The organism is Aromatoleum petrolei, assembly GCF_017894385.1.
Classification (GTDB): Bacteria; Pseudomonadota; Gammaproteobacteria; order Burkholderiales; family Rhodocyclaceae; genus Aromatoleum; species Aromatoleum petrolei.
Window position 1 is genome coordinate 2,988,230 of record NZ_CP059560.1, and the last position, 22,841, is coordinate 3,011,070.

Annotated in this window: 24 protein-coding genes; 4 read left to right on the plus strand and 20 right to left on the minus strand. The window is 61.4% G+C overall.

From position 1 onward, the window contains the following. Positions 1–81: 81 nt before the first annotated feature. The 5 genes from ToN1_RS13655 to ToN1_RS13675 are packed head-to-tail and all read right to left on the minus strand — an operon-like array spanning position 82 to position 5,141. Positions 82–1,161 carry a ligand-binding sensor domain-containing protein gene (locus ToN1_RS13655; protein WP_169205909.1) on the minus strand — a complete coding sequence of 360 codons (1,080 nt, stop codon included), beginning with the start codon at positions 1,159–1,161 and terminating at the stop codon, positions 82–84. After that, complete coding sequence (locus tag ToN1_RS13660) at positions 1,158–1,472, minus strand: c-type cytochrome (RefSeq protein WP_169205908.1); 315 nt, start codon at positions 1,470–1,472, stop codon at positions 1,158–1,160. The genes ToN1_RS13655 and ToN1_RS13660 overlap by 4 nt, the downstream gene beginning before the upstream one ends. After that, entirely contained in the window at positions 1,469–2,194 is a 726-nt protein-coding gene (locus tag ToN1_RS13665; RefSeq protein ID WP_244860769.1) for a tetratricopeptide repeat protein, read from the minus strand. Before ToN1_RS13665 ends, ToN1_RS13660 begins: the two co-directional genes overlap by 4 nt. Next, complete coding sequence (locus ToN1_RS13670) at positions 2,124–3,548, minus strand: sigma-54-dependent transcriptional regulator (protein WP_169205907.1); 1,425 nt, start codon at positions 3,546–3,548, stop codon at positions 2,124–2,126. The genes ToN1_RS13665 and ToN1_RS13670 overlap by 71 nt, the downstream gene beginning before the upstream one ends. Before the next feature lie 39 nt (positions 3,549–3,587). After that, a complete protein-coding gene (locus ToN1_RS13675) occupies positions 3,588–5,141 on the minus strand; it encodes a sensor histidine kinase (RefSeq protein ID WP_169205906.1) in 1,554 nt (517 codons plus the stop codon). A 264-nt stretch (positions 5,142–5,405) separates the two neighbouring features. On the opposite strand from ToN1_RS13675, the gene ToN1_RS13680 reads away from it, so the two are divergent. From ToN1_RS13680 to ToN1_RS13695, 4 genes are all read left to right on the plus strand, one after another. Continuing rightward, entirely contained in the window at positions 5,406–5,933 is a 528-nt protein-coding gene (locus tag ToN1_RS13680; protein ID WP_244860770.1) for a tetratricopeptide repeat protein, read from the plus strand. Positions 5,934–6,026: 93 nt separating this feature from the next. Beyond that, positions 6,027–6,902, plus strand: coding sequence for a hypothetical protein (locus tag ToN1_RS13685; RefSeq protein ID WP_244860771.1), 876 nt, complete (start codon positions 6,027–6,029; stop codon positions 6,900–6,902). A 5-nt stretch (positions 6,903–6,907) separates the two neighbouring features. After that, positions 6,908–7,696, plus strand: a complete 789-nt coding sequence (locus tag ToN1_RS13690) for a type IV pili methyl-accepting chemotaxis transducer N-terminal domain-containing protein (RefSeq protein WP_244861059.1) — start codon at positions 6,908–6,910, stop codon at positions 7,694–7,696. A 34-nt stretch (positions 7,697–7,730) separates the two neighbouring features. Then, positions 7,731–9,152 (plus strand): multicopper oxidase family protein, encoded by a 1,422-nt coding sequence (locus ToN1_RS13695; RefSeq protein WP_169205905.1) that lies wholly within the window; start codon positions 7,731–7,733, stop codon positions 9,150–9,152. Positions 9,153–9,185: 33 nt separating this feature from the next. Here the strand turns inward: ToN1_RS13695 and ToN1_RS13700 are convergent, their stop codons facing one another. The 15 genes from ToN1_RS13700 to ToN1_RS24760 all read right to left on the minus strand — a co-directional run bounded on the left by ToN1_RS13700 (position 9,186) and on the right by ToN1_RS24760 (position 22,779). Continuing rightward, positions 9,186–9,620, minus strand: a complete 435-nt coding sequence (locus ToN1_RS13700) for a TlpA family protein disulfide reductase (RefSeq protein WP_169205904.1) — start codon at positions 9,618–9,620, stop codon at positions 9,186–9,188. A 136-nt stretch (positions 9,621–9,756) separates the two neighbouring features. Beyond that, a complete protein-coding gene (ccmD, locus tag ToN1_RS13705) occupies positions 9,757–9,963 on the minus strand; it encodes a heme exporter protein CcmD (RefSeq protein ID WP_169205903.1) in 207 nt (68 codons plus the stop codon). Beyond that, positions 9,960–10,733 carry a cytochrome c biogenesis protein CcsA gene (ccsA, locus tag ToN1_RS13710; protein ID WP_169205902.1) on the minus strand — a complete coding sequence of 258 codons (774 nt, stop codon included), beginning with the start codon at positions 10,731–10,733 and terminating at the stop codon, positions 9,960–9,962. The genes ccmD and ccsA (ToN1_RS13710) overlap by 4 nt, the downstream gene beginning before the upstream one ends. Before the next feature lie 228 nt (positions 10,734–10,961). Further along, positions 10,962–11,894, minus strand: a complete 933-nt coding sequence (locus tag ToN1_RS13715; protein ID WP_244860772.1) for a hypothetical protein — start codon at positions 11,892–11,894, stop codon at positions 10,962–10,964. A 42-nt stretch (positions 11,895–11,936) separates the two neighbouring features. After that, positions 11,937–12,593: a c(7)-type cytochrome triheme domain-containing protein gene (locus ToN1_RS13720; RefSeq protein WP_169205901.1), complete on the minus strand. Its 657-nt coding sequence runs from the start codon at positions 12,591–12,593 to the stop codon at positions 11,937–11,939. Beyond that, positions 12,590–13,021: a c(7)-type cytochrome triheme domain-containing protein gene (locus ToN1_RS13725; RefSeq protein ID WP_169205900.1), complete on the minus strand. Its 432-nt coding sequence runs from the start codon at positions 13,019–13,021 to the stop codon at positions 12,590–12,592. The genes ToN1_RS13720 and ToN1_RS13725 overlap by 4 nt, the downstream gene beginning before the upstream one ends. Before the next feature lie 403 nt (positions 13,022–13,424). Further along, the gene (locus tag ToN1_RS13730; protein ID WP_169205899.1) at positions 13,425–13,889 is read right to left on the minus strand and encodes a tetratricopeptide repeat protein; all 465 of its coding nucleotides are present in this window, start codon (positions 13,887–13,889) and stop codon (positions 13,425–13,427) included. 101 nt (positions 13,890–13,990) lie between these two features. Beyond that, positions 13,991–15,307 (minus strand): hypothetical protein, encoded by a 1,317-nt coding sequence (locus ToN1_RS13735; RefSeq protein WP_169205898.1) that lies wholly within the window; start codon positions 15,305–15,307, stop codon positions 13,991–13,993. After that, complete coding sequence (ccsA, locus tag ToN1_RS13740) at positions 15,307–16,119, minus strand: cytochrome c biogenesis protein CcsA (RefSeq protein ID WP_169205897.1); 813 nt, start codon at positions 16,117–16,119, stop codon at positions 15,307–15,309. The genes ToN1_RS13735 and ccsA (ToN1_RS13740) overlap by 1 nt, the downstream gene beginning before the upstream one ends. A gap of 1 nt (position 16,120) precedes the next feature. Further along, a complete protein-coding gene (locus tag ToN1_RS13745) occupies positions 16,121–17,179 on the minus strand; it encodes a cytochrome c biogenesis ResB family protein (protein WP_169205896.1) in 1,059 nt (352 codons plus the stop codon). 18 nt (positions 17,180–17,197) lie between these two features. Further along, positions 17,198–18,292, minus strand: a complete 1,095-nt coding sequence (locus ToN1_RS13750; RefSeq protein ID WP_244860773.1) for a 6-bladed beta-propeller — start codon at positions 18,290–18,292, stop codon at positions 17,198–17,200. A gap of 2 nt (positions 18,293–18,294) precedes the next feature. Next, complete coding sequence (locus ToN1_RS13755) at positions 18,295–19,239, minus strand: NHL repeat-containing protein (protein ID WP_169205894.1); 945 nt, start codon at positions 19,237–19,239, stop codon at positions 18,295–18,297. A 7-nt stretch (positions 19,240–19,246) separates the two neighbouring features. Continuing rightward, positions 19,247–19,642 (minus strand): c(7)-type cytochrome triheme domain-containing protein, encoded by a 396-nt coding sequence (locus ToN1_RS13760; protein WP_244860774.1) that lies wholly within the window; start codon positions 19,640–19,642, stop codon positions 19,247–19,249. Continuing rightward, a complete protein-coding gene (locus ToN1_RS13765; RefSeq protein ID WP_244860775.1) occupies positions 19,639–20,139 on the minus strand; it encodes a c(7)-type cytochrome triheme domain-containing protein in 501 nt (166 codons plus the stop codon). Before ToN1_RS13765 ends, ToN1_RS13760 begins: the two co-directional genes overlap by 4 nt. A 264-nt stretch (positions 20,140–20,403) precedes the next feature. After that, positions 20,404–22,779: a hypothetical protein gene (locus ToN1_RS24760; RefSeq protein ID WP_244860776.1), complete on the minus strand. Its 2,376-nt coding sequence runs from the start codon at positions 22,777–22,779 to the stop codon at positions 20,404–20,406. Between the last annotated feature and the right edge of the window lie 62 nt (positions 22,780–22,841).

The window sequence follows — 22,841 nt, forward strand, 5'->3', positions numbered from 1 at the left end:
ACTCCATTTTAGGTTCCGGTAATCGCACGGCAGGCGGGGCCGCGTGAAGGGTCCGCCGGCGCGTCCGTCCGTGAGTTTGTCTTACTTGCCGATGACCGCGACGCCGCGGCGAGTGCCAACCCAGACATCTCCGTTGTCGGCCGCCGCAATGGTGTATACGTGCGCATCGAGCAGGCCTTCCTTGGTCGTGTACGAGCGCCAGTTCTTGCCATCGAAGCGTGATACGCCCTTGTCCGTGCCGAACCAGAACACGCCTTGCTTGTCTTGCGCGATCGAATAGACGATGTTGCCGACCAGTCCGTCCTTACTGTTGTAGTTCTTCCAGGCTTTGCCGTCGAAGCGTGCGACCCCTCCGCCCCAGGTGCCAACCCATGCATCACCCCGCGGGTCGATGTGCATGGCGAACGAATAGTTCGGATTGTAGGTCGGCTGACCGTGTTCCATCGTCGTCAGGTCATGGCGCGACCGCGTGCCGAGGCCCGTGTTGCTCGATGCGGGGAGTTGTTCGACGTTCGGTGCGCCGAGGCCGTCCTTGTGAGTCCAGGACTTCCAACTCTTGCCGTCGAACATCGAAACCCCGCCCTCAGTCGCAAACCACGCGCGCCCTTTGGCGTCGACCGCAAGGCCGTAGACCCACTCGTTGATGAGTTCCTTGACGTACTTCTTGAATTCACCGGTCTTGACGTTGTAGTGGTTTACGCCCGCCCAGGTGCCGATCCAGAGGTTACCGTCCTTGTCGTTGGCGTAAGAGTAGATCCAGTAATCGGCAAGGCCGTGCATGGGGAAGTAGGTCTTCCATTTGCCGTCCTTATACCGTGATGCACCGCCGGCGTTCGTCCCGAACCACTTGTATCCCTGCGAATCGATCCCGACGGCAAACACGTACTCGTTGGCAAGTCCGTCGGCACGCGTGAATGTGTTGCGCGGCTTGCGTGTCGAGAGATCGATTTCATGCACCCCGGTCGACGTGCCCACCCAAATGGTGTTAGTAGTCTTCTCGATGGTCAGTGCCCGAACGTACACCGTGTCTCCGACATTAAAGGTCTCGCGGACCCGGTAGTCGGCCGCGGGTGCCTGAGCGAAGGCTGATCCGGTCATGCATGTGAGGGACAGTCCGACTGCCGCGAGGGCGTGTCGCGCGTGCTGCAGGTTCAGGGTCATCGTTGAAGTGTCCGTAGGTAAGCAATTACGTCGAGGATCTGCTGGTCCCTTAGAATGCCGTTGAATGATGGCATGGTCATTTTTCCAGCCTTGATTGTTGCGAGCAACAACATGTCAGGTTGCATCAGGCGCTCGCCGCGTGAGAAATGGGGAGCATTGGGCAGGGCGCTGTGCCCTCCGGGACCGTGGCATCCGATGCAGTGCTGATTGTAGATGCGCTGACCTTCGATGACGTCGGCGGCGAGCACCGCTCCCGGCGCCAGCATCGCCACCGCGAAAATCGACGGGGCTGCGCTGCGAAGGAATTTCATTTGCGCGCTCCCCTCTTGCCGGTCCCGAGGATCGCAGCGACCCGGGCATCCCACTGATCGGCCTTCGTGCCATCGGCAGGGAAACCGAATTTCCCGCTGCGATAGCCTTGTGCGACGGCCTTCATGGCGTCGACTTCGCCGATTTCCGCAGCCTGGGTGAGCATCTCGCGGGCTTCCGCCGAATCGGGATGGTCGGCGTCGAGGCGCCTGTCCCCGCGAATGTACGCGAGGGCCAGGGTGACTATCGCGAGCCTGTGCCCCTTGCTCGCGGCCGCGCGCATCAGACGTCCCGCATCGGCCGGATCGGGGGCTTGGGCTTCGCCCGTGAAATACATCTTTGCGAGTCCGTATTGCCCATCCATGTCGCCTTGTCCGGCGGACTTCTGCAGGTACGGCAGGGCTTCGTCGTCCAATTCGGCGCTGTCGAGGATGGCGCCGTACAGCGCCTGTGCAGCGCCGTGGCCTGCGTCGGCAGCCTTCTTGAGCGGTTCCATGGCGCCGGCGACGTCGTTCAGGCGGTATGCTTCGCGCCCGCGCACGAAGTCGGCTTCGGCATCGGCACGCGCAAACGTGCAGCTTGCCAGCAAGGCTAATGTCAAAAGTGCATGGCTGAAAGCGGGAACGGCTTTCTCGGTTCCGGGAAGCTTCATCCTAGTTTCCTTGTTCGGAGTTTGGTGCACGGGCCGGGTTGGAGGTGCCGGCCTCGCTCCGGTGAATGCCAAATGCCTCGAATTCCTCGAGTTTGCGATAAAGACTAGACAAACCGATGCCTAGTTTCTGGGCGGCGGTACGTCTGTCGCTTCCGGTCTCGTCCAGCGTCCGGTAGATCACGCTCGCCTCGAACTCGCGCAATTGATCGCGCAGGCTTCGCTGGGTAGCAATGCGTGTGCCATGAACCGAACCGGGTGAAACAGTCCGCGCGATCTCGGGGGGAAGGTCATCCAGCGTGATGCAATTGTCCTCGGCAAGGATGCACGCGCGATTAATGACGTTTTCCATCTGGCGCACATTGCCTGGCCACGGATAGCCGACCAGCAGCCGCTCCACCTCGTCAGAGACGGTCATGCAGGTGGCAGCGTCGCGCTGGTCACGGGCTCGGTCCAGGACAAAGCGGATCAGAGCGCGGATGTCTTCCTTGCGCTCGCGCAGTGGCGGTATATGGATGTGGAACATGCTGAGTCGGAAGAACAGATCCTCACGGAAAGTGCCTTCCTTCACCATCTGGCTGAGATCGCGGTTGGTTGCCGCAATGATGCGGCAGTCGACGCGACGCGACTGTTCGCTGCCGACGGCGCGGATTTCCTTCTCTTCGATGGCATGCAGGAGCTTGGTCTGCATCAGCATCGGCAGTTCGCCGACCTCGTCGAGGAACAGGGTGCCGAGGTCAGCCTGCAGGAACAACCCCTTGCGGGCCTTGTCTGCGCCAGTGAATGCGCCTTTTGTATGGCCGAAAAACTCGGCCTCCATCAATGTTTCCGGGATCGCGCTGCAGTTCACCGGCAGAAACAGGTGCTCGCTTCGTCGGCTCTGTTCGTGGATCAAGCGTGCGAGCACGCCCTTGCCGGTACCGGATTCGCCGGTGATCAGCACGGTGCTGTCCGTGGGGGCCACCTTGCCGGCGAGGCGCTCCACCGCGGCCATCGACGGCGAAGTAAAGCGGAACTTGTCGGAGTCCGCCCTGGTGATTTTGCGCAGGACGCGGTTCTCCTCGCGCAAGCCGCGCAGGGCTGCGATCTGCTGCACGCGGTGCAGCATTTCTTCGACGTTGAAGGGTTTGGTCACATAGTCCGATGCGCCCAGTCGAAGCGCCTCAACGGCCGACTCCATCGATGCGAATGCGGTGACCATGATGAAGTTGGTTTCGATGCCGGATTCCTTGATCGACCGCATGAGATCGACGCCGTTTCCGTCGGGCATCTTGATGTCGCAAAGCGCCAGGTCGACGTCTCCGCGGACCAGTTTTGATGCGGCTTCTGTGCAGTTACGCGCTTCGTCCACGGAGTAGCCCGCCTGTCGGCAGGCTTCCGCGAGAATTTCCCGGACGGCGCGTTCGTCGTCGATGACCAGTATGTGCATCGAATTCCCTTGTGGTGTGAATGCTGTCCAGCTCAGTTGTCAGGTTGCCGTTTCGGGCGGGCGCAGGGGCAAGCGTATGCGCGCGGTGGCCCCCTTGCCTGGTTCCGCTTCGAGCGTCAGAGTGCCACCTGCGTCCTCGATCAACTCCCTGCTGAGTGCGAGTCCGAGGCCAGTTCCCTTGCCCGCAGGCTTGGTCGTGAAGTATTCATCGAAGACCTTTCCGAGCGTGTCGGCGTCTATGCCAGCACCATTGTCCGCGATTTCAACCAGGGCCCCATCGTCGAGTGCCTGCGTGCGCACGAGAATCTGTGCAGGGTGGTCTGCGGGCATTTCCTCAAGGGCGTCCGCGGCGTTGAAAAGCAGGTTCATGAGAACCTGCGTCAGGTGATCGCCGATTGCGCGAATCGCCGGCATTTCGGCGTCGAGCTCGGTCGTCATGGCAATGCGTCGGAAGCGCCGGTCGTAGCTGACGAACGCACAGGTATTGCTCACGAGCTCGTTGAGGCTCAGCAATTCCGGACGCTGCGGCTGGGGCCGAGTGAAGTCCGCAATCTGCCGCGTGATGGCGGAGATGCGCTTCGCCTGCTCGAGGATCAGTCCGGGGTGGCAGGACACGCCGTGATTGGGGCACTGGCTGGCTTGTTGTACCTGATTCATTGCGCTCGCCACACCGGTGATCGCCGCAATCGGATTGTTGATCTCGTGTGCCAACTGCGCTGCGAGCGAGCCGACGGCCACCATCTTCTCGCGATGGAACTGTTCGAGCCGTGCTCGCTCGATGTGGCGTTCGCGTTCGCGCAGATCTTGTTGCATGCGATTTACCGCATGCATCAGCGTGCCCAGCTCGTCATTTCGCGTGACAGGCAGAGGGGCGTCACGATTCCCATTCACGATCCCGTGTGCGTGCGCCTCCAGTTTGCGGATATCCCATGTCAGTCGGCTGAAAAAAATGGCCGTCACGGCGCCCACCAGGATCAGCCCGATAACGAGCATGGCCAAGCTGCTAAGCGTAATGCGATCGTAATTTTCTCGGTATTGGTCGAGGAGCTTCAACCGGTGTGCATGGGCATTTTTCGTTACGCCGTCCAGCTCGATGATCAATTCGTTCAGGGTCGCGCGTGCCACGCCCAGGGTGCTGAGCGTCGGCGACTGCGCCAGATCGCGCACCAGTGCGTGCAGCTTGCCCGCAAGCATCAGGACCGACGGGTGGCGGTCCTGTATCGCTTCGAGCAATGACAGGCTGGCCTCGACCTCGATCATCGACCGTATCGCCGAGGATGCCAGATCGTCATCGGAGAACGACATGTTCACGGAGAACAGCGTACGCGCCATCGAGGTGTTGATTTCGAGGAGCTGGGCTTCCGTGCGGTGGGCCTTCTCCAGTTCGTCGACGACCGTCAGGAGGTTCTGGCGCTGCGTTTCGGTGGAGACGCCGATCAGCAGCGAATATGCGACCATGAGAATGAAGGCGATGATCCCTTTGGCTCTGAGCGACAGCGAGCGCGGTTGTCGCCCGAGGTTTTCCTGCGGTCGGGATTCGTCGTCGGGCATTTCGTAGAAACCGTCTGCCGTGGTGAAGGTCGTCGTGTTCATCACATTTCTCTCGGCGCGTACCGCTTCCGTCGGAACCGTCGGGCTACACTTGACGCGCACGCACGCATTTTCTCAGATGGCGCGTTTGCCCGCACGATGGCGCGAATCGGCGGAAGCGAAAAATAAGAACACATAGTCGATGATACGTTCGCAATCGCGTCCGACGGTACAGTTATTGCGTGGGGCGATGCGCCGGGAGCGCACACCGTTGCGGCGTCCCGCATATACAGATGACTTGATGGTTGTTAGGGAGAGGGTTCTTACATGTTGCGTCGTCTTTCCTTTTGCATGATTTTGCTCACCGGAGCCGTGCATGCCGCCCCCATCGACGATGCACTTCGCCAATACGATGGTGGTCATTACGAAGTCGCGGCCAGACAGTTCGAGCCACTGGCCGAGGGCGGGAATGCCGTAGCCCAGGAAAGGCTCGCGATCATGTATTTCTACGGACGCGGAGTACCCGAGGACGAGGACAAGGCGCTGCAATGGGCCCGCCGTAGTGCGGACCAGGGAAATCTCGATGCGATGTACTTCATCGGCAACATGTACGTGTTCGGTGACAGGCTTCCCAAGTCCGTGCCGGATCCCGACCAGGAGGCGGCGCGTTGGTATTTCGAAGCTGCACGCAAGGGGCATGCCGAGGCCGAGTACGGTTTGGGCTTGTTGTTCCTGGCGGGCAAGGGCGTTGTTCAGGACCAGGAGGAGGCAATGCGCTGGATCCGCTCGGCAGCCGATAATGGTCACCCCGGTGCGCGATCCTTCCTCGGCGGATCGAAGGGGGCGGGGCATTGAGGAACGCCTCGTGGTCGCGCATACACAGGGTGGCGCGGTATTCGGCGGAGCTTGGCTTCGATTGATTTCATCGCGTTTGAACCGGAGAGGTCGATGAGCTTGCGCTGGATGATGGGTGTCGCTGCCGCAGTGTTTGCCCTGACGGTGGGGGCGCAGGCACCAGCAGAAGGAAGTGATCAGAAGAGGCGGCTCATCGAGCAGAAGATCCGCCTGGTCGATACGCTGATCAACTCTCCGGCCGCCAGAGGGGCAGCGGAAGGGCAGGAGGCGGGTTCCCGGGCGCTCATACGGCAGGGAACGCAAGCGATCGACGATGCGCGCAAGGCGCTGGCAGATTCCCGTTACGATGACGCCGCGAGGTTGGCCGACGACGCCTTGCGCGCTGTCTCGAGCGCATCAAGGCGGATGTCTCCGGGCGAAGGGGCCTTGCCCGAGAGTGCGCAGCGCAAGAACCTGCAGGATCTCGGCGATCAGGTCGCGATGTACCGCAATTCGATCGAGGAGTTGTCCCGGGATGCCCAGAAGGGCTCTGCTGCTAAGACCTTGCTCGGACACGTGGATGGGTTGGCGGCCGAGTCGCGGCAGCTCGCCGATGCGGGGCGCGTCGGCGAGGCGGGAAAGAGGATGGCTGAAGCCTACAAGCTTGCCGTGGAGGAGCTTTCGCGTTTGCGCGCGGGTCAGGAAGTCCTGCTGTCGCTGAAGTTCGATACGCCGGCGGACGAGTACGCATACGAGAAAAAGCGCTTTGCGAGCAACGAGATCATGGTTGACATGATGGTCGCTGAGGGGCGGGCCATTGGCGACAAGCGACACCTGGTCGACGGCTTTGTGGAGGAGGGACGCCGGCTTGGCGTACAGGCCGACGAGCACGCTGCAGCAGGGCAGCATGCAGAGGCGGTCAGGCTCATGGAGCAGGCCTCAGCTCAACTGATCAGAGCCCTGCAATCGATGGGCGTGCCGGTCTTTTGAACGAGGTGCGCAGAATGATGCGGAAACTGTTCGTTCTTCTCTGGGCTTTGCTGACGGTCACGGTCGCGTATGCCGGTGCGCAGCAGGGCGTTTCCCCGGGCGACATCAACGCGGCAGCCGAGCTCCGGATGCTGTCGCAACGTCTTGCCAAGTCCTATGTCCAGCTCGGTCTCGACGTTGTCCCTGCCGCAGCCCTCGAGCAACTGCGGGATTCGACGCTGCGTTTCGAGCGCAATCTCGAGCGCATGGAGATTCTCGCGAGTGCCCTTCCGTCGGTTGCGCCTGCGATCAAGCGCCTGCGCGGGGACTGGGCGGCCCTGAACACAGTAGTCGCCGAACCTGCTGACAAAACGCGTGCGCTGCTTGCGTCGCAACGCAGCCTTGACGTTCTGGACGGCGCGGAACGACTTGTCGATGCCCTGGAGGTCGCTTCGGACAACGGTGGTGCCCGCCGAATCAACCAGGCGGGAAAGCTACGCATGCTCTCGCAGCGTGTCGTCAAGGCCTACATGCTGTACTCGTGGGGTGCCGACACGGCAGCCAGCCGCCACGAGATGGAGTCCGCTGCAGACGAATTCGGGTGCGGTCTGACCACTCTCGCCGCACTGCCGGAAAATACCGCGGACGTGCGAGCCGAACTCTCGGAGATCGCGCTCCAATGGGAGTGGTTACGTACCGCGCTGTTGGTGGAGGGGGCGGGATCCTATCGGCTCGTTGTTGCGGAAGCTGCAGACTCCATCCTTGCGGCAACGGACCGCTTGGTTCGCCTGTACCAGAATTCGGAATCGCGTTGACCTACATCCGATCAATTCGCTCGAGGGGGAGACGATGGGTATTTCGCGCCGCCAATTCATCAAGTCCGCGGCATCGTCACTTGGCCTGATGGCACTCTCGCTGCGGCAGGGGATTGCAGCCGCTCCGCGGGCTGCGACGTTGCGTGCTGCTCCGGTGGATCAAGCGATTCGCGCAGGGGCGCCACGCACGAATTTCTGGGGCTTCAACGGAAGCGTGCCGGGGCCCTCGCTACGGTATCGCAAGGGCGAGACTGTGAGAATGATCTTCCAGAATGCCCTCGAGGTCGAGTCCGCCGTCCATTGGCATGGAGTCCGCGTGCCGAACGCGTTCGATGGCGTTCCCTATGTCACGCAGAATCCGGTGAAGCCGGGTGAAGAGTTCGCCTACGAGTTTGCACTCCCGGATTCAGGGACCTTCTGGTACCACCCGCATCAGTCGAGTTTCGAGCAGGTGCCGAGAGGACTATACGGCGCACTGATCATCGAGGAAGAGCGACCAATCGAGGTCGACCGCGAATTGGTCTGGTTGCTGTCCGATGTGCGGATCGGAGAGGACGGGCGGCAGATCGAGGACTTTGGCCGCATTCTGGATATCGCGAACGATGGAAGGATCGGCAATGAGGTCCTGGTTAATGGGAGGGCGGCCGGAGCGGGAAACGTGGTCGAGGTTAGAAGCGGCGAACGACTTCGCTTGCGACTCATCAATGCGGCAGCTGCCAGGATCTTTCAGCTCGAACTGCACGGCCACGCAATGCAGGTGATCGCCTACGACGGGCAGGCCGTCGAACCGCATGCGGTGGAGTCGCTGATCCTCGGGCCGGGAATGCGGGCGGATCTCGTGATCGACTGCATGCAGGCCCCTGGAAGCCGCTACCTGATGAACGACACGCATCGGCGCAGCGCGGGGCCCATCGTGTCGCTCGTCTATGGCGATGCGCGCCCGCTGCGCCGCAAGCCGCTCGGTGCACCGATCCGGCTGGCTCCCAATCGCTTGCCCGAGCCCGACCTCGCGAAGGCGACTGAGCACTACATCATGTTCCAGGGGGGGATGAGGGGCCTCCCGACGATGGGCATTGTCGACGGCAAGCCGGTTCGTTCGCACGAACTGATGGAGCGACATGGTCTGGCTTGGACGATGAATTACACGGCCCAGCACGAGCATGCACTGATGCACGAGCCATTTCTCCACCTCCGGCGAGGCGAGCACGTCGTGCTGCGCATGATCAACGAAACGGATTTCGTTCACCCCATGCATCTGCACGGCCACTTTTTCCGTGTCCTGTCCGTCGATGGGAGGAAGGAAGTCCGTCCCGTTTGGCGCGATACGGCCATCATGGGGCCGCGCCAGACCATCGACGTTGCGTTCGTCGCCGACAATCCTGGCGACTGGATGTATCACTGCCACATTCTCGACCATGCCGCGGGCGGAATGATGGGAACGATACGCGTTGCATGATGCACGCTTGGCCGATTATGGCGCGACCTCCAGCTAAGGTCTGATGGGGCCTCTTGCGGCAAAGCGGCTGCGCAACTCGCGCACCGTTGCCGGGTCGGCCCAGTCCCGCTGTCCGAGGTGACTGCCCAGGATGCGGCCGTCCGCGCCGACGTAAAGCGTCTGCGGAAGCGCAACGACTCCCAGGGCGGCCATCGCTTGGCTCGGCGAGTGCGCAATGCTCACCGGAAGGGTGAGCCCGTACTTGAGTACAAACTCACGCACTAGATTGTGATCGGTATCGATGGACAGTGCGAGCACACGGATGCCGTCGGGCGCGAGGAGGGTTTCGAGTCTCTGCAGGGAGGGCATTTCGGTGCGGCAGGGCGCGCACCACGTCGCCCACAGGTTCAGCACTGCAGGGCGTCCCTTCAGCCAGATTTGGCTGCCAATTGCCGCACCCTCAAGGTTGGTAAGCGGAAGCTCGGGCATGAATGCCGGCGTCTCCGCTGCATTCGTCGGCGCGACGTGTGGAATCAGGAGGGCTGCAAGGGCAAGCGCAGCGAGTATGGGGCGGAAAACGCCGCGTCGCACAGTTGCGAACGTCCCATGGCTCGATGGTGCCTGATCAGAATCTTGAGTCCTCATTTCGCGGCTTCCTTTCCTTTCTTGCAATTTTGGCATAGCGGCCAAGATGCTCAAGGATGGACCGGCGCGTCAGTGCAAGGACTGCGATCTCGGTGAAAATGACAACCAGCGCGACCAGATAGGCGCTCCAGACGTAAAGACCGTCCCCGCCCATTGCCCAGAAGTCGCCCCAGCTGTCCCAGTTCATGCTCGGGCACCGAAGTTCTGTACAACCCACTCGCTGTTGCGTTCACGCTTGAGTATGACGTTGCGCAGGCGCGCAAGTGTCGCAGAAACCGCGTACGCGAACAGGCCCAGGCCCATCAACAGGATCCCGGCACTGATGACCGGGCTGTCGGGGGCGGAGAGGTTTTGGGGCGGAGTGCCATACATGCTGCTCCAGCGAAACACGGAGAAGTAAAGAAGCGGTAATCCGAAGGCTCCGAGCAAGGCCAGGAGGCCGCTGGCGCGGTCTGCACGGCGGGTGTCATCGATGGCCTCCTGGAGCGCAACATATCCGAGGAAGAGGAAGAGCAGCAGAAGCTCCACGGTCAGACGCGCTTCCCATACCCACCATGCACCCCAGATCGGCTTTCCCCAGAGGGAGCCGGTCCAGAGCGCCAAGAAGGCAAACAGAGCTCCTGTCGGTGCCAGCGCCGAAGCAATCATCGACAGGAAGCGTTGCCGTCTCGCCTGACCATAGCCCGCCATGCCCGCGGTAACGAAGTAGATACCGACCGAAAGCCAGAGAGAGGGGGTATGAATGAATGCGATGCGGTAGTGCTCGTGCTGGTGCGGATCCGTCTGGGCGACGACCAGTCCGACGAACAGGCCAATCGAACACAGCACTGCGGCGGCGAGGGCAAACCATGGGCACAGGCGTCCCGCCTGGACATACCCACGCTGCGGAGTCGCTTGTGACCATGCGGTCATTGGCAGCGATTCGTCCGAGCTGAGGGTGCTGCTGAGTGCGGGCATCTTGTCGTGCGCGTTTGATGGTGGGGTCTTATGACTTAACAAGCAATCGGCATGCCGACCTGTAGTCGGCCGAAATCGGATGCAGCCCCACGTAAGGGCGTGATTCAAGGGGCACCCAAGCAGGGCTCAGGGATGACGGAGTTCCTGATTTCAAGAACTCCCTCGTCCTCGGTACGGGCCAGGAGCTGCCGTTCAGCGAGGAATGCTCAGGCACGGCAGGGAGTAGGTTTAGCCGGGTATGTAGATGCCGGAGCTGCGGATGGCCTTGACCAGTTCGCTGGTCGATTGTTCGAGCAGCTTGATGCCCGCCTCGAAATCCTTGCGCGACGCCGCCGCTTCTGCTTCGCCGCGGAGTGAGCCGGCGTTGGTGAGGAACTCGGTTACGCGCGGGCTCATCGGCGCGCCGGCGAGTTTTTCTTCGAGCAATACCTTGACGAGCATCTTGTGCGTCTCGTTGCGATCGATCTCGTAGTGGTATTCCTCTTCCTTCGATGCGAAGTTCAGCGAACGTACCAGCGTGTCGCCGGATCGCATCGAGCTGACCGATGCTTTCGCAAGAAGATACGCCTGTTCGAGAATCGTCCTGCCGGCCGCATACTGGCCGGCAGCAGCCTTGCGCTCGGAGTCGGCAATGAGAGCCTCGACCTGACGGCTGCTTTCCTGCGATTCCTTGTTGCCTTTTTCCGTTGCAATTCGTTGCTGCGCGGAGAGTAGGGCGCGGACGCTCTCGAGTTTGTTCTTGTAGTCGGTTTCCACTTTCTTGGCGGTGACACTTTCCGGCGCGGCAAGCCGTGCCGCCTCGAACATGGTCTTGCTCGCTGCCGACAGCAGGCTGGATGCCTTGGCGAGCTCGCCTGCGTCAAAGGCAGCCTTCGCCTGCGCGTACTGCTCCTTGGCCGACTGACGCTTCTCGATGGCTGGTGCTTCGCCGCTGGATTCGATCTGGCGGGCCGCAGTGGATTTTTCGATTAGTGTTCCAACCGATTCGAACCGGCGCTCGAGTTGGGCGCGGTCGGGCTCGTTGGCCTGGAGGCGCGTCGATGCGCTCCCTTGCGGGACGGATTCCGTCTGCGCAATTGCCATGTCGCCGGCGGCCAGAGTCAGAGTCAGCGCAAGTGCAGCATGCCCAAGAAGCCCCCTGTGGTAGTTTGGTTTCATCATTGTGGACTCCTGGGCATGCATGTTGGCGACTGCAGATACGACTTACTGACCCGTACGGGCGATCGGGCCGTCCTTCTTTTTCGAGTGGCACAGACGACACTCGGAGACCGGGAATGCAACCTTGCCGTGGCATACGCCACACTTCTGGCCCAGAAGGATGGCGGCCATGCTGATCTGGTTGGCGCCCTTCTGCGGGATGAAGATTGCCGGGTGGCAGTTCGAGCAGTCAAGCCACTCCGTGTGTTGCTTGTGAGGATAGACGACGTCGGGCATCGACCCCTTGACCTCGCGCACAATGTTCAGGTCCATCACGACGGGCGCTGCGGTCGTATCCACGCGGTCCCAGCGCGGGTTGATCGCGCGATCTTCGAGCGCCTTGACCCAATTGACGCGGTTGCCGGCGTTGCTGCGGGGAAGCGTTTCGAAAGCGGACAAGGGCGGCATGAGCGCAGCGGTGCCCTCGCTGGTGGGATCGTGGATGCCGTCCTGCGCCGGAGGCAGGTTGCGCTGGTTGGCCGGTTTGAGCAGGCGGTTGAAGCGGTTGACATCGGTGGTCGGCGCGGCTGCGGCCGGTGCGGCAACCGGAGCTGCGGCCGGAGTTGCTGCGGCCTTGCCTTTGTCCTGGGCAATTGCGGGTGCGGAGCCGAACAGGGAGGCTACGAGCGCGGTCAGGAGCAGGGTTGGAATACGGCGGGTCATTTCTTGCTACCTCCTTGCCCGACGGGAATTGCCAGTTTCTGGATGGTGCTTTCGTGCACTTGCGTGGGGGTATTGGGTTTTCCGGAATGGCACAGGTCGCAGTTCTCGACCGACCACGCGACTTCGCCGTTGTGGCAAGCGCCGCAGAACTGGCCGTCGATGATCTTCAGCATCGTGATCTCGTTGCCGCCAGCCTTGAACTGGAAGCCGAGGTCGGCATGACAGACCTTGCAGCGAAAGCGGATTCGGTGGAACCAGTGCGGGAAGATCGCAGGTCGCATGCCGGCCGCGTCGGCATAGTTGTTGATGACGATATCGCCGTACTCGGCGCGGCTGTCGGACGGAGTCCATAGTGTGATGGCCACTACGGCAAACAGCAGCGCAGTGAGCCCACGACGGACTCTTGTTACCCACGGGACCTGCTTCATAGTTCAACCCTCTTGAAAACGTGAACCGTTTCTGCCAGCCAAAGTGCCCGAGTCTCCGCCGGCTGGCAATCAAACGAATGTAATCGTCCCCTCCGCCGCGTCAGACAATTCCGTCCCGGAGTTGGAGGTTCATACTGTCGCACCAAGCCTGCCCGTCATTCAAATTGAGTCTCCCTGACTGGGCCATGCTGCGCGTCGGACTGCTGCCTTCAGCAAAAAATGTGCCGAAATATATAACGATCGGCGTAGCCCGCTGAAGATGGCAGCAGAGCCTCTTGTCGGGTGGCGAATGTAACCGATTGTGTCGTGCGTGAGAATATTTTCCCGCGTTCGGGAAAGTGCGGGGCGAGCAAGCGTGCGCCCATGCGGGCAAACAAACCTGACCCTGCCCGGGCGGGCAGGGTCAGCGCCCTGGGAGTTCGGTTGAGCGGCTTCCCTTCGCGCTTGCGGAAACGCTTGCCGCGGAACGCCACTCCCACATTGCCGACTCGGCGCGCGCGCGGAATGGGTCGTCGGCGGGGGCTCGGTGCAGATATGTCTGCATTGCCCCCATGGCTCCGGGTCGGTCACCCAGTTCTTCGAGCGTCAAGGCGAGCCCGTAATATGCATTGATCTGGTCGCGGCGAAGCTCGATTGCCGATTCGAAGAAATCGCGTGCGTGCTTCCACTGTTCAAGTCCGATCAATGCGAAGCCCATGTTCACGTGTGCTTCTGGAATCTTGGGTGCGAGCGCCAGGACTTGGTGAAAGGCGGTGAGCGCGTACTCGTACTGGCGCATGTGGAGCATCGCCACGCCCTGCTCGAAGCGTGCCTGGACTTCCTTCAGGGTTGCCGCATCGCTTGTCGGGTTGCGCGGCGCGAGCGCCAATACGTCTGCAAAAGCGAGGCGTTTCGGGGGCTGACGGTCGCCACGCGGTAGCTCCAGAGCAAGCAGGGACCCGAGTGCCAGTGTGGCGAGAACGGTGATGCCTAGCGCGCGGCGGCGAACGTCGCGGCGGGGGTGCTGTTGCTGTGCGGGGAGGTCGGGGTTATGCGTGGGTTGCATAGTCTGGCAATCCGGGGGGCGGCAATGAGCGCGAAATAGGCGACGCCAATGATTGTGATGACGCCGCCCAATCCGGTAAGCGCGGCAGCGATTATTGCGCCAGGCTCGGCCGCCGTCGAGCTGAATGCCGTCTTGCGAGGCGCGCCGAGAATGCCGCTCCATGCAAGTCCGCAGATCAGCGTCGTTATTCCGAAAACGTAGATCGCGAGGGGCTTACGCGTGGGCGTAGCAGGTTCGCGAGCGTTGTGCGCCGGCGACAGGCGTGCGAAGACTGCAGCCATCTGGGCGAGCGTAAAAGCGCCAATTGTACCGTGATAGTGGGCTGGAATCAGGGTCGTCTGGCTTTCAATGGCAGTGCCGGCAACAATGCCCACGCAATAAAGGCCGAGTGATGCCGTAAAGCCGTCGGCGCGACGGGCGCCTGGCTGGCATGCCAGGAGCAGGCCGAAGATCAGTGGGGCCGGCCAGTTCGTCCAGCGCATGATCTCGGTGTGAAGGCCGTGCAGATTGTCGTGATCTGCTCCGGCCAGGAGGAGCGCAGGGGCAATCGAAGCAGGCAGGGATGCTGCGGCGAACAATGCCACCGTAAGCCATGCAGGTGGACTATCAGCACCGATCCTCTGGATCAGCCTCAGCCAGATTGCCATCATCAGCGTCACGAAACCGAATTGCAGGATGTGTCCCGCGCCCCAGAGAGCGTCCACCAGGCTCATTTTCAGTGGAAATGCGAGCAGCATGTATGCTGCGGCCATGATGAAGGGCAGGCGGGCTATGGCGAAGCCGATTTCTGCGGTATCCCGGGGGCGAGTAAGCGACATGCCGGCGGTCAACAGCGTCGTCAGCGCAAAAAGTGCCAACGATCCCAAGAACAAAGGGTGGTCGACGTAGGGAATGTAATTGGCGAGGATAGGTGAGCCGGGAGAGAGAAGGCCCGTCGTGACAACCCCAAGAGCCCCGGCGATGCCGCCCAGATTAAGCGCCGCGGCAACTCTTTGACGACGTGTCCCGAGGCGTTCGGTCCACAGAGCGCTCGCCATAGCGAAATACCACAGCAAGGTTGCGAGGTTTACATGTACCACGAGGGCGCGGGGAAAACTGTCCGGGGGTATGAACGAGGTAAGGACTGGGGTGCGGGCGAGCACGAGGGCGGCAGCCGCTATCGACGACAGCCCCAGTGACATTGTTGCGGCAAGAAGCCAGCGCTGAGAGACAAGCGTGGGGCGGGGGGGCGCCAGCGGCATCACACTGCTCCCTGGTGCGGGGTGGCGGAGATGAAGGGTACGCCAAAGAACGTCAGAAATGCGGTGACAAACACGGCGAGAACCAGGCCTGCGTGTACCGGGGGCGAGAGCCGATAGGCGAGCCGGGCGTGAATGGTGAACGCGACCGTTAGCCAGGTGATGAAGGCCCAAGTTTCGAGCGGATCCCATGCCCAATAGCGGCCCCACGCGTCCTGAGCCCAGATTGCACCGGCAATAAGCATCAGGGTGTGGAAAATGAGCCCGATTGCCATGCAGCGGAACGCAAGCTCGTCGAGTTGAGCGCTGTTCGGAAGCTGTGCCAGACGTTGCCGTCCGAGTCCCGCGTGGCGCATGAGGATCACGCACGACAGCCCAACTGCCACCAGCACGGCGCCGAGGAAGACTTTGCCGAGTCCAATATGGATATACAGCCAAGGCGTGTTGTAAGTGGGAGGGTAGTGCCCCTCTCCGGGGTGAGCAACCATCAACCAGCCTAGCATGATGAACATCAGCGGCATCACGACTGCGGCCGTGGCACGAATGCGGGGGATGCGCCAGTAGGCAAGGGTGTAGGCGGTCATCAGGCTCCACACATTCGAGCACAGGATCTCGAACATCGTGATGAAGGGGCCGTGACCAAGGCGTTCCCACCGCAGTGCGATTGATGTCGACTGAAGCGCAAGTCCGGCAAGCATGAACACCAGCACCGAACGTTCAGGTCGTTTGCCCAGAACGACGCCAACGACGGCGACGACGCCGGCGAGCACATAGGCCGTTACTGCGGCCCACAGGATCTGCAGTTCTTGTTCCATTTCAAGCGTCCCACGGCCTGGCCGCGAACTTCTTCCAAAAATGTGTCGACAGACTCAACACCGCCACTGCGCAGGCCGAAAGAAGCCAAGGCAAAGTCCAGTCGTAGAACACTCGGTACCCCATCCAACTTCGCAGCCCTTCGAATTGAAGTACGCCTTCGCTGGTCTGCAGCAATTCTCCCGGCCTCATTTCGTGGCGGTCGCGGCCAATTCGGACAACAAGCTTGTATCGCTCGGGCAGGCGAAAGCTGGTGTGCTGGGCTGGGTCGAGGAGTATTTCGTCGATGTCGAGCATCACCCAGATCGACAGCCCGCTGCCGGGAGGGGCCCATTCGGCAGCCTGGCTGTATTCCTTGAGAGGATAGGGCGGGAGCTGCACCGAGCCACGCAGTTCGGTCCCCTCAGCGCTGCGCCACCGAAATGTCGGTGCGAAGCCCTTATTGAACGTCGTGTAGAAGCGATATCCCGACAAGATCAGAGGTTCCTGATCGCCGATCCGTGATTCATGCCAGCGGCCGTCCGGACCAACCCACGCCACTTCATTGAGTGTCGCGCCGCGTTGGAGGCCCGGTGCATAATCGATGCGAAAGCCACGATTCACGAAACGTATGCGCGAGAACTCCCCTGCGTGCATCGGCCCGTGCTCAGACTCGGAGAGCACACCGTCGAACGGTACGCCTTCGGTGACTCCGACGTAGCCGTTCAGGTAGGTCAGCCGGCCTGCGGCAACGAGAAGCAGCAGGGCCACGAGAGCCAGATGGAAGACCAGCAATGCGGTTTGACGCCGGAACACGACATTGGTCAGCACTGCCGCCAGCAAATTGAGCGAGAGCAATATAAGTGGGATGACCAACGGCCAGGTGCGGGCGCCTTCCCACAGGTAGGCAAACGCAATCCCGAATCCGAGGAGCGCGATCAATATCAGGGTCAGCCGTAACGAAGCGAGCGAGCGCAGCGCGCTCGCGACCGTCGAATGTCCTTTCTGCGCTTTCGTGTGGTCGGCCCAAGCCTGTTCGGCGTTGCGTTGCGTTCCCTTGTCCTCCTTAACAGTGCAGACCATCTTGTCGCCGGCCCCCCATCATTCGGCGTCGGCCTTTGCTCCGCCCAGGTACTGGAAGATCGTCACGCGGCCATTGAACGTATCTGCAACGAAGACGCGGTTGAAGGAGTCGACCCAAACCCCGGCTGGAAGGTAGAAATTACCCGTTCCCTGGCCGACACCGCCAATCGGCATCAGAAACTCCCCCGCTTCATTGAAGATCAGCAAATTGTCGTAATATGACTCGACGACATAGATATTGTTCTCGCTGTCGACGCCGACGCCCTTCGGTCGAACGAGATTGCCGTAGTAAAGACCGCGCTTGCCGATGACTTGCGGCTTTCCGTCACCCTCGAGCGGAATGATCTGCACGCGGCTGTTCATCGTGTCTGTCACGTAAAGCTTGCCCTGCCCAAGTGCGAGGTGTGTAGGGAAGTTGAATTCGCCTGGAGCCTCGCCACGCTCGCCGATGATCCTTTCCAGTCGCCCATCGGCGCCGAAAACCTTGATGTCGTGTGCGTAGGTGTCAGCCACGTAGAGCAGACCGGTGGCCGCGTCGCGGGCGACTCCCGTGGGGCGCTGCAACACGCCTGCACCGATGGGCGGCAGCGGATTTCCCTGCGCATCGAGATGTGCGACGAGCTGAAGTTCTGCATCGGCAACCCAGATTCCGCCGCCGTCGGCGAGCGCGACGCCAATCGGGGCGACGAATCGACGCAAGCCTACGGCATACTCCCATATTTTGAGTTCGCCGGCGGGCTTGTCGAAGACGAGGACGGCGGCACGGCTGACGTCGGTGACAAAGATTCGCTCGCTTCCATCTGCAATCACAGCCTGTGGCCGCTGCAGCACGTTCGGCTTTTCCTCGTCGAAAAGCCCGACGACCCAGGCGAGGAAACGTACAATCCCTTTCGAGTCGTCTTCGCGGACAAAATTTTCCTCGCCGGTAAGCTGGCCTGCGAATTGGTACCGGGGCACTTCCGGTTCGGCCGGCCACATGAGCCGCTTGCCTTCCGGAGCATCGAGCAGGCCGTAATGCAGGCGCGCCGGGGCAGACTGGGTTGCGCATCCCGCCAGCGTGAGGGCGAGGGCGACCGTCAGCCACGAGAGGACGGACGACGCGAAATTCTTCAAGATCATCTCCGTGAGGGCGGGGTGATGCCGAATACTCCAACTCTCCCCGAAGCGGCGTCTGCGATGTACGCGTTGTATACATCGATCGAGATCGCCGTAATGTCTACCAGCCCAAGCTGTGCGGGTTTCAGGACTGCTAGCAGTTGTCCGTGATCGAAGATCTTGAGGCTTCGATCGCCGCGGTCCACCACCCATGTGCGGTCATGTACGTCGAGCGCGATGTCCGCCGGGTTCAATAGTTCGCCCTCCCCGAACTTGCCGATCACGGATCCTTCGCGGTCGAAGTCGAGGATGCAGCGGCAGCGCGGGTCGACTCCGACGACACGTGCACGATTGGCAGCGAGAAGCGTTGCGCCGGCTAGTTCGTCCGGAAATCCGTCGCCTCGTCCGACGAGCGGCTCGCTCTTTCGCCCCGATGGATGAAAGGCAAACACGCCACCGGCTGCATCGGATATCCACGGCCTGTTGAGGGTCGGTTCAATCACAATGTCAGCGGGTTGGAGAATCTCATATTTTGCGCTGAACGTGGCGATCGGACGGCCGTCACGGGTAAGGCGGGCGACCTCGCCGCGATCGGGGCGGAGCACGTACACACTGCCATCGCTGCCGACCTTGATGCGAACTCCCGGCGAAGGCGGTATCTCGCGTAGCGGCGTGATCGACTGAGTGACTGTGTCGATGCGTAACAGCAATCGCTGGCCGCTGTCCGCGATGTAGAGATCGGGACCGTTTGCCGCCAGAGCTGATGGCTGCAGCAGTTTCAGATAAGGCCCGGTCGGGGCGCGTCCTGGAACCGGTGATGCCGGTGTCGAGAAGCCGCCGACAATCATCCGGTTGGGCGACAGGAAAGTGGGGGCGTGTTCGATGGCTGAAGCATCGGAGCCCGTATCGGCTCCGGCAATCTGAGCCAAGGCAAGAAGCACGCTGCCGGCTAGGTTACGCCACATATCGAGTTCACCAACGTCCGGGGCCGAGTGTTTCGTGCCCGCCGAAAATGCCGGGTGGCAGGCCTGCCTTCCCGGAATGACACAAGTCACAGTTCTCGACCGACCATGCGGTTTCGCCGTCATGGCATGCGCCACAGAAGCGGCCGTCGATGATGTCGGTCATCTTGATCTGATTCGCGCCTGCTCGCATCTTGAAGCCGAGTTCTGCGTGACATACCTTGCAGCGAAACCGTATGCGGTGGAACCAGTGAGGAAAGATCACCGGTCGCATGCCGGCAGATTCGGCTGCTCGATTGATAACGACGTCAGCATACTCTGCTGTCGCGGGTGGTGCTGCAAAAAAAGACGAAATGCACAGCGAAACGGCGCAGATGTGCCATGGCGGCAGGTATCGCGTGCTCATCGGGCCTTGCCCTCGGTCTTGCCTGCGGAAGGGCGTGTGCTCGGCGTGGGCGCGGGCTCGAAGGGCGGAGTGGGGCTAGGCTTCGCGGCGGCTTCGCGTTCGAGTTCGGCCAGAGCGTCGGAGCGCTTGACGCTGTGGCAGCGGGCGCATTCGGTCAGGGGAAACGCCACCGCCCCGTGGCAGACGCCGCATTGCTCGCCTTGCAGGATCAGAAACATGCTGATTTTCGTCGCGCCCCGCTGCTTTTTGAAAAGATGGTCGTGGCAGTTCGTGCAGTCCAGCCACTCGTTATGCACGCTGTGCGGAAAGCGGACGACCGGCATGCCCCCGTTGAGGTTCAGCAGCACATCCTTGTCGTATTTTTCGCCGTTCAGCGGATGACGCAGGCTCGATCTCGGGTTGATCTGGCCGTCCCGTAAGGCGCGGACCCAGCGCACCTGGTTGCCCGCGTTGTCCGGCGCGAGGGGCGACAGCGCGTCAGCAGGCTGCTGCAGCACCTTTACAGCTGGGCCGCCGGGGTCGCGAAGCCCATCCTTGGCGAGTGGTAGCCATGAGCGGTCATCGGCTCCCGCGGGAAGTGTGGGGAAGATCAAGAGCAGGCACAGGCAGCAGACTAAATGTCTCAGTGAAGTGCCTCGTAGGCGAGCAGACATATGGGCGGTGCAACCGGTTCGGGCGGATCGCTCCGAGAGATTATCGGATTTAGTCGCCCGGCAGGGCGGAAGGTTGCACCCGGCAACACAGCGCAAGGCCGATCTGCGTTAGAACGAGCCGAACTCTCGGCTTACCCGGAAGAAAACCAGCTGGTTACGGCGCCCTTCAATTTCGGCAATACGATACTGCAGTTCCGTGTCGAGGCGGCCGATGCGATAGTAAAGTCTCTGATCGAGGTCTAGCGTGGCGCGGTCTTGTTGGCGCAGGGCGTTTGGATTTCCGAATCGTCGCGAGTCGTCACGGTTTGTGTTCGCGCGGAAATCGAGTCTATAGCGCAAGCCGCGAAGCCCGAGTGCCCGACGGTGACTGTAACCCACGCCTCCCGCGAGACTGGTATTGCCAGTGCGCGACGTATCGTCGCGGATGAGGGGGCGCCCAAACTCGTCGATGAGCACCACTGGTTGATCGTTCTCGGACTCCTGGCGCGTCCACTGCCAAGTCAGGTTCGAATCGACTTCCGAGTATTGATTGATACGCCAATTGCCGGTGAGCTGGACGTTGAGCATCTGGAAGGACGATGTCGTGTCGCCCGTGGTGCGGCTGTCCGAGGCGCTTGCGCTGAGGTATCCCGTGAGAGTCTCTCCGGAATTTGCCTGTATGCCGATGCTGGCGCCATGGCTAAGCGTGGTGGCGCTCGATGAGCCGATGCCCGTCGAGCGCGAACTCGATACAGACTGGTTCACGCTGCCGCTCAGGGTCGTTTGCTCACTCGTCTGCCATGTGCGCATCAGCGAGTGTCCGACCGATCCATTGAGCGAACGGAATGAGTCCCCCTCGCCGGATGTTGCATTCGACACCGACGCGGATGTAAACCACGTGTAATCATAGTAGCCGAAGCGGAGTGGGTCACCGCTATAGCTCAAGCCCAGAGATTGGTTCGATGTGAGCTTATTGTCGTTGTCTGCGCTCAACCCGGCCGAGCCGAACACGTTTAGATTGCGGCTGGCTTGGTAATTCAGGCTTGCTGCACCTCCGATCGTGCGATTCTCGAAAGTCGTTCCTCCGACCGTGTTGTTTGTCTGGAAATAGCGCAGGTTTGCAGAGCCCCGCCACTTCGACTCCGACGGCGTCCAGTTTCCATAGCTGAATACTTGCAGGCTCTGCGTCGTCGCGGAATCGGTGTCCAGGTCGAACTGTTGGCCGGTTAGGCTCGCATTCGTGCTCAACGACAACTCATCGCTGTAGGTGAAGCCATGATTTGCGCCGAGGAAATAGCTTCGCCCAGTCTGTTCGGCTGCCTGGTTCCTCGAGAAGTCTCCGGTCAAGTTGATGGAATGTCGCTCCAGCGAATTGGAGAAATTGCCGAACACGCGGTCTACGACGTCTGAGCCGAAGTCGCCGGTGAGTTCGCTGCGGTCATAGCCTGCCGAGCTCGACCACCGCCCTGTCTGGGGCCGGTAATCCTGTCGCAGTGAGAGGCGTTTCTGCTGGATATTCGAGTCCGAGAAGGAACCTTCGCTTCGGCTGTCGGATAAGGTGAGCGAGGCCGAAAATGGAAAGCGGCTTTGCGGAAAGAGCTGGAGCGTTCCGCTCCCGGTGACAGAGGTGCCTACCAAATTGCTGGACGATACATCGCCGGATTCCTGAGACCGAATCGAGGTAAGTGCGAAATCGCCCGAAACGAGCGCGATGTAGGGTTTCCAGATGTAGGAATTGGCGCGTAGCCGGCCTTCGTACACCTGGCTTGACGAACCCGACGAGGTGTCCGAAGTGCTGCGGCGCAAACCGACCGACACGATTCCCCCCCAGCGTATCGGGGCTGCGCCCCAGCGCTTCTGGGAAGGGGAGGGCAGATTCGAAGTGGGCGAGCTCCTGCTGCGGGACGGAACGGGCAGGTCCGCCACCGTTGACTCGATTGTCGATTCTTCGGCGGGCAGAAACTCCTCATCGCCGACCACCTTGGCATCCGTGCCCGAGCTTTGAGTGCTCGATGCCGTGTCAGTGGCTGCCAGCTTCGGCAATGTGGCAGGTTCAGCGGAGGTTCTGGTCGCGTTCTCCGGCTTGCGCGATGCCTCGACGAGGGCGTCACGTGATCTGGAATCTGCACTTGCCGAACGTCGAACGGGAATTGGGGCGTCGTCGTCGTTACCCGGCTTGTCGCTGGGGGTCGGTCGTTCGGGCGGCGGAACGGGCGCCGAAGTCTTTCGATCTGCTGACGAGTCGCGACTGACTGCTGCCGGTTTGGCCGCGGAGAGGCCGGGTAACTGATATGTCCAGTTCAGCGCCAGTGGGGTTTGCTCTGGTGCCGCAGGGGCGATGTCAATGTTCCCGGATGCCGTGGGCGGAACTTCGCCCCCCGATTCGCGGGATTGATGCAGGCTTGCAAGTACCGTCGCGAGGCGCAGGCGCGGTTGGGGCGACGCGTCGGCCGCTTGTGGGGCGGATGTGGCGAAGGCCGGCATTGTCGCCAAGCCCAGCAGCATACCTCCGCATATGGGCGTAATGGGGCCGTGGCAGGCCGACACGAGCCTGCGTGTCATGTCGG

Coding starts and splice junctions, on each gene's coding strand:
- ToN1_RS13655 (WP_169205909.1), bottom strand. CDS start 1,161: ATGACCCTGAACCTGCAGCACGCGCGACACGCCCTCGCGGCAGTCGGA.
- ToN1_RS13660 (WP_169205908.1), bottom strand. CDS start 1,472: ATGAAATTCCTTCGCAGCGCAGCCCCGTCGATTTTCGCGGTGGCGATG.
- ToN1_RS13670 (WP_169205907.1), bottom strand. CDS start 3,548: ATGCACATACTGGTCATCGACGACGAACGCGCCGTCCGGGAAATTCTC.
- ToN1_RS13675 (WP_169205906.1), bottom strand. CDS start 5,141: ATGAACACGACGACCTTCACCACGGCAGACGGTTTCTACGAAATGCCC.
- ToN1_RS13680 (WP_244860770.1), top strand. CDS start 5,406: ATGTTGCGTCGTCTTTCCTTTTGCATGATTTTGCTCACCGGAGCCGTG.
- ToN1_RS13685 (WP_244860771.1), top strand. CDS start 6,027: ATGAGCTTGCGCTGGATGATGGGTGTCGCTGCCGCAGTGTTTGCCCTG.
- ToN1_RS13695 (WP_169205905.1), top strand. CDS start 7,731: ATGGGTATTTCGCGCCGCCAATTCATCAAGTCCGCGGCATCGTCACTT.
- ToN1_RS13700 (WP_169205904.1), bottom strand. CDS start 9,620: ATGCCCGAGCTTCCGCTTACCAACCTTGAGGGTGCGGCAATTGGCAGC.
- ccmD (WP_169205903.1), bottom strand. CDS start 9,963: ATGAACTGGGACAGCTGGGGCGACTTCTGGGCAATGGGCGGGGACGGT.
- ccsA (WP_169205902.1), bottom strand. CDS start 10,733: ATGCCCGCACTCAGCAGCACCCTCAGCTCGGACGAATCGCTGCCAATG.
- ToN1_RS13715 (WP_244860772.1), bottom strand. CDS start 11,894: ATGATGAAACCAAACTACCACAGGGGGCTTCTTGGGCATGCTGCACTT.
- ToN1_RS13720 (WP_169205901.1), bottom strand. CDS start 12,593: ATGACCCGCCGTATTCCAACCCTGCTCCTGACCGCGCTCGTAGCCTCC.
- ToN1_RS13725 (WP_169205900.1), bottom strand. CDS start 13,021: ATGAAGCAGGTCCCGTGGGTAACAAGAGTCCGTCGTGGGCTCACTGCG.
- ToN1_RS13735 (WP_169205898.1), bottom strand. CDS start 15,307: ATGCCGCTGGCGCCCCCCCGCCCCACGCTTGTCTCTCAGCGCTGGCTT.
- ccsA (WP_169205897.1), bottom strand. CDS start 16,119: ATGGAACAAGAACTGCAGATCCTGTGGGCCGCAGTAACGGCCTATGTG.
- ToN1_RS13745 (WP_169205896.1), bottom strand. CDS start 17,179: ATGGTCTGCACTGTTAAGGAGGACAAGGGAACGCAACGCAACGCCGAA.
- ToN1_RS13755 (WP_169205894.1), bottom strand. CDS start 19,239: ATGTGGCGTAACCTAGCCGGCAGCGTGCTTCTTGCCTTGGCTCAGATT.
- ToN1_RS13760 (WP_244860774.1), bottom strand. CDS start 19,642: ATGAGCACGCGATACCTGCCGCCATGGCACATCTGCGCCGTTTCGCTG.
- ToN1_RS24760 (WP_244860776.1), bottom strand. CDS start 22,779: ATGCTGCTGGGCTTGGCGACAATGCCGGCCTTCGCCACATCCGCCCCA.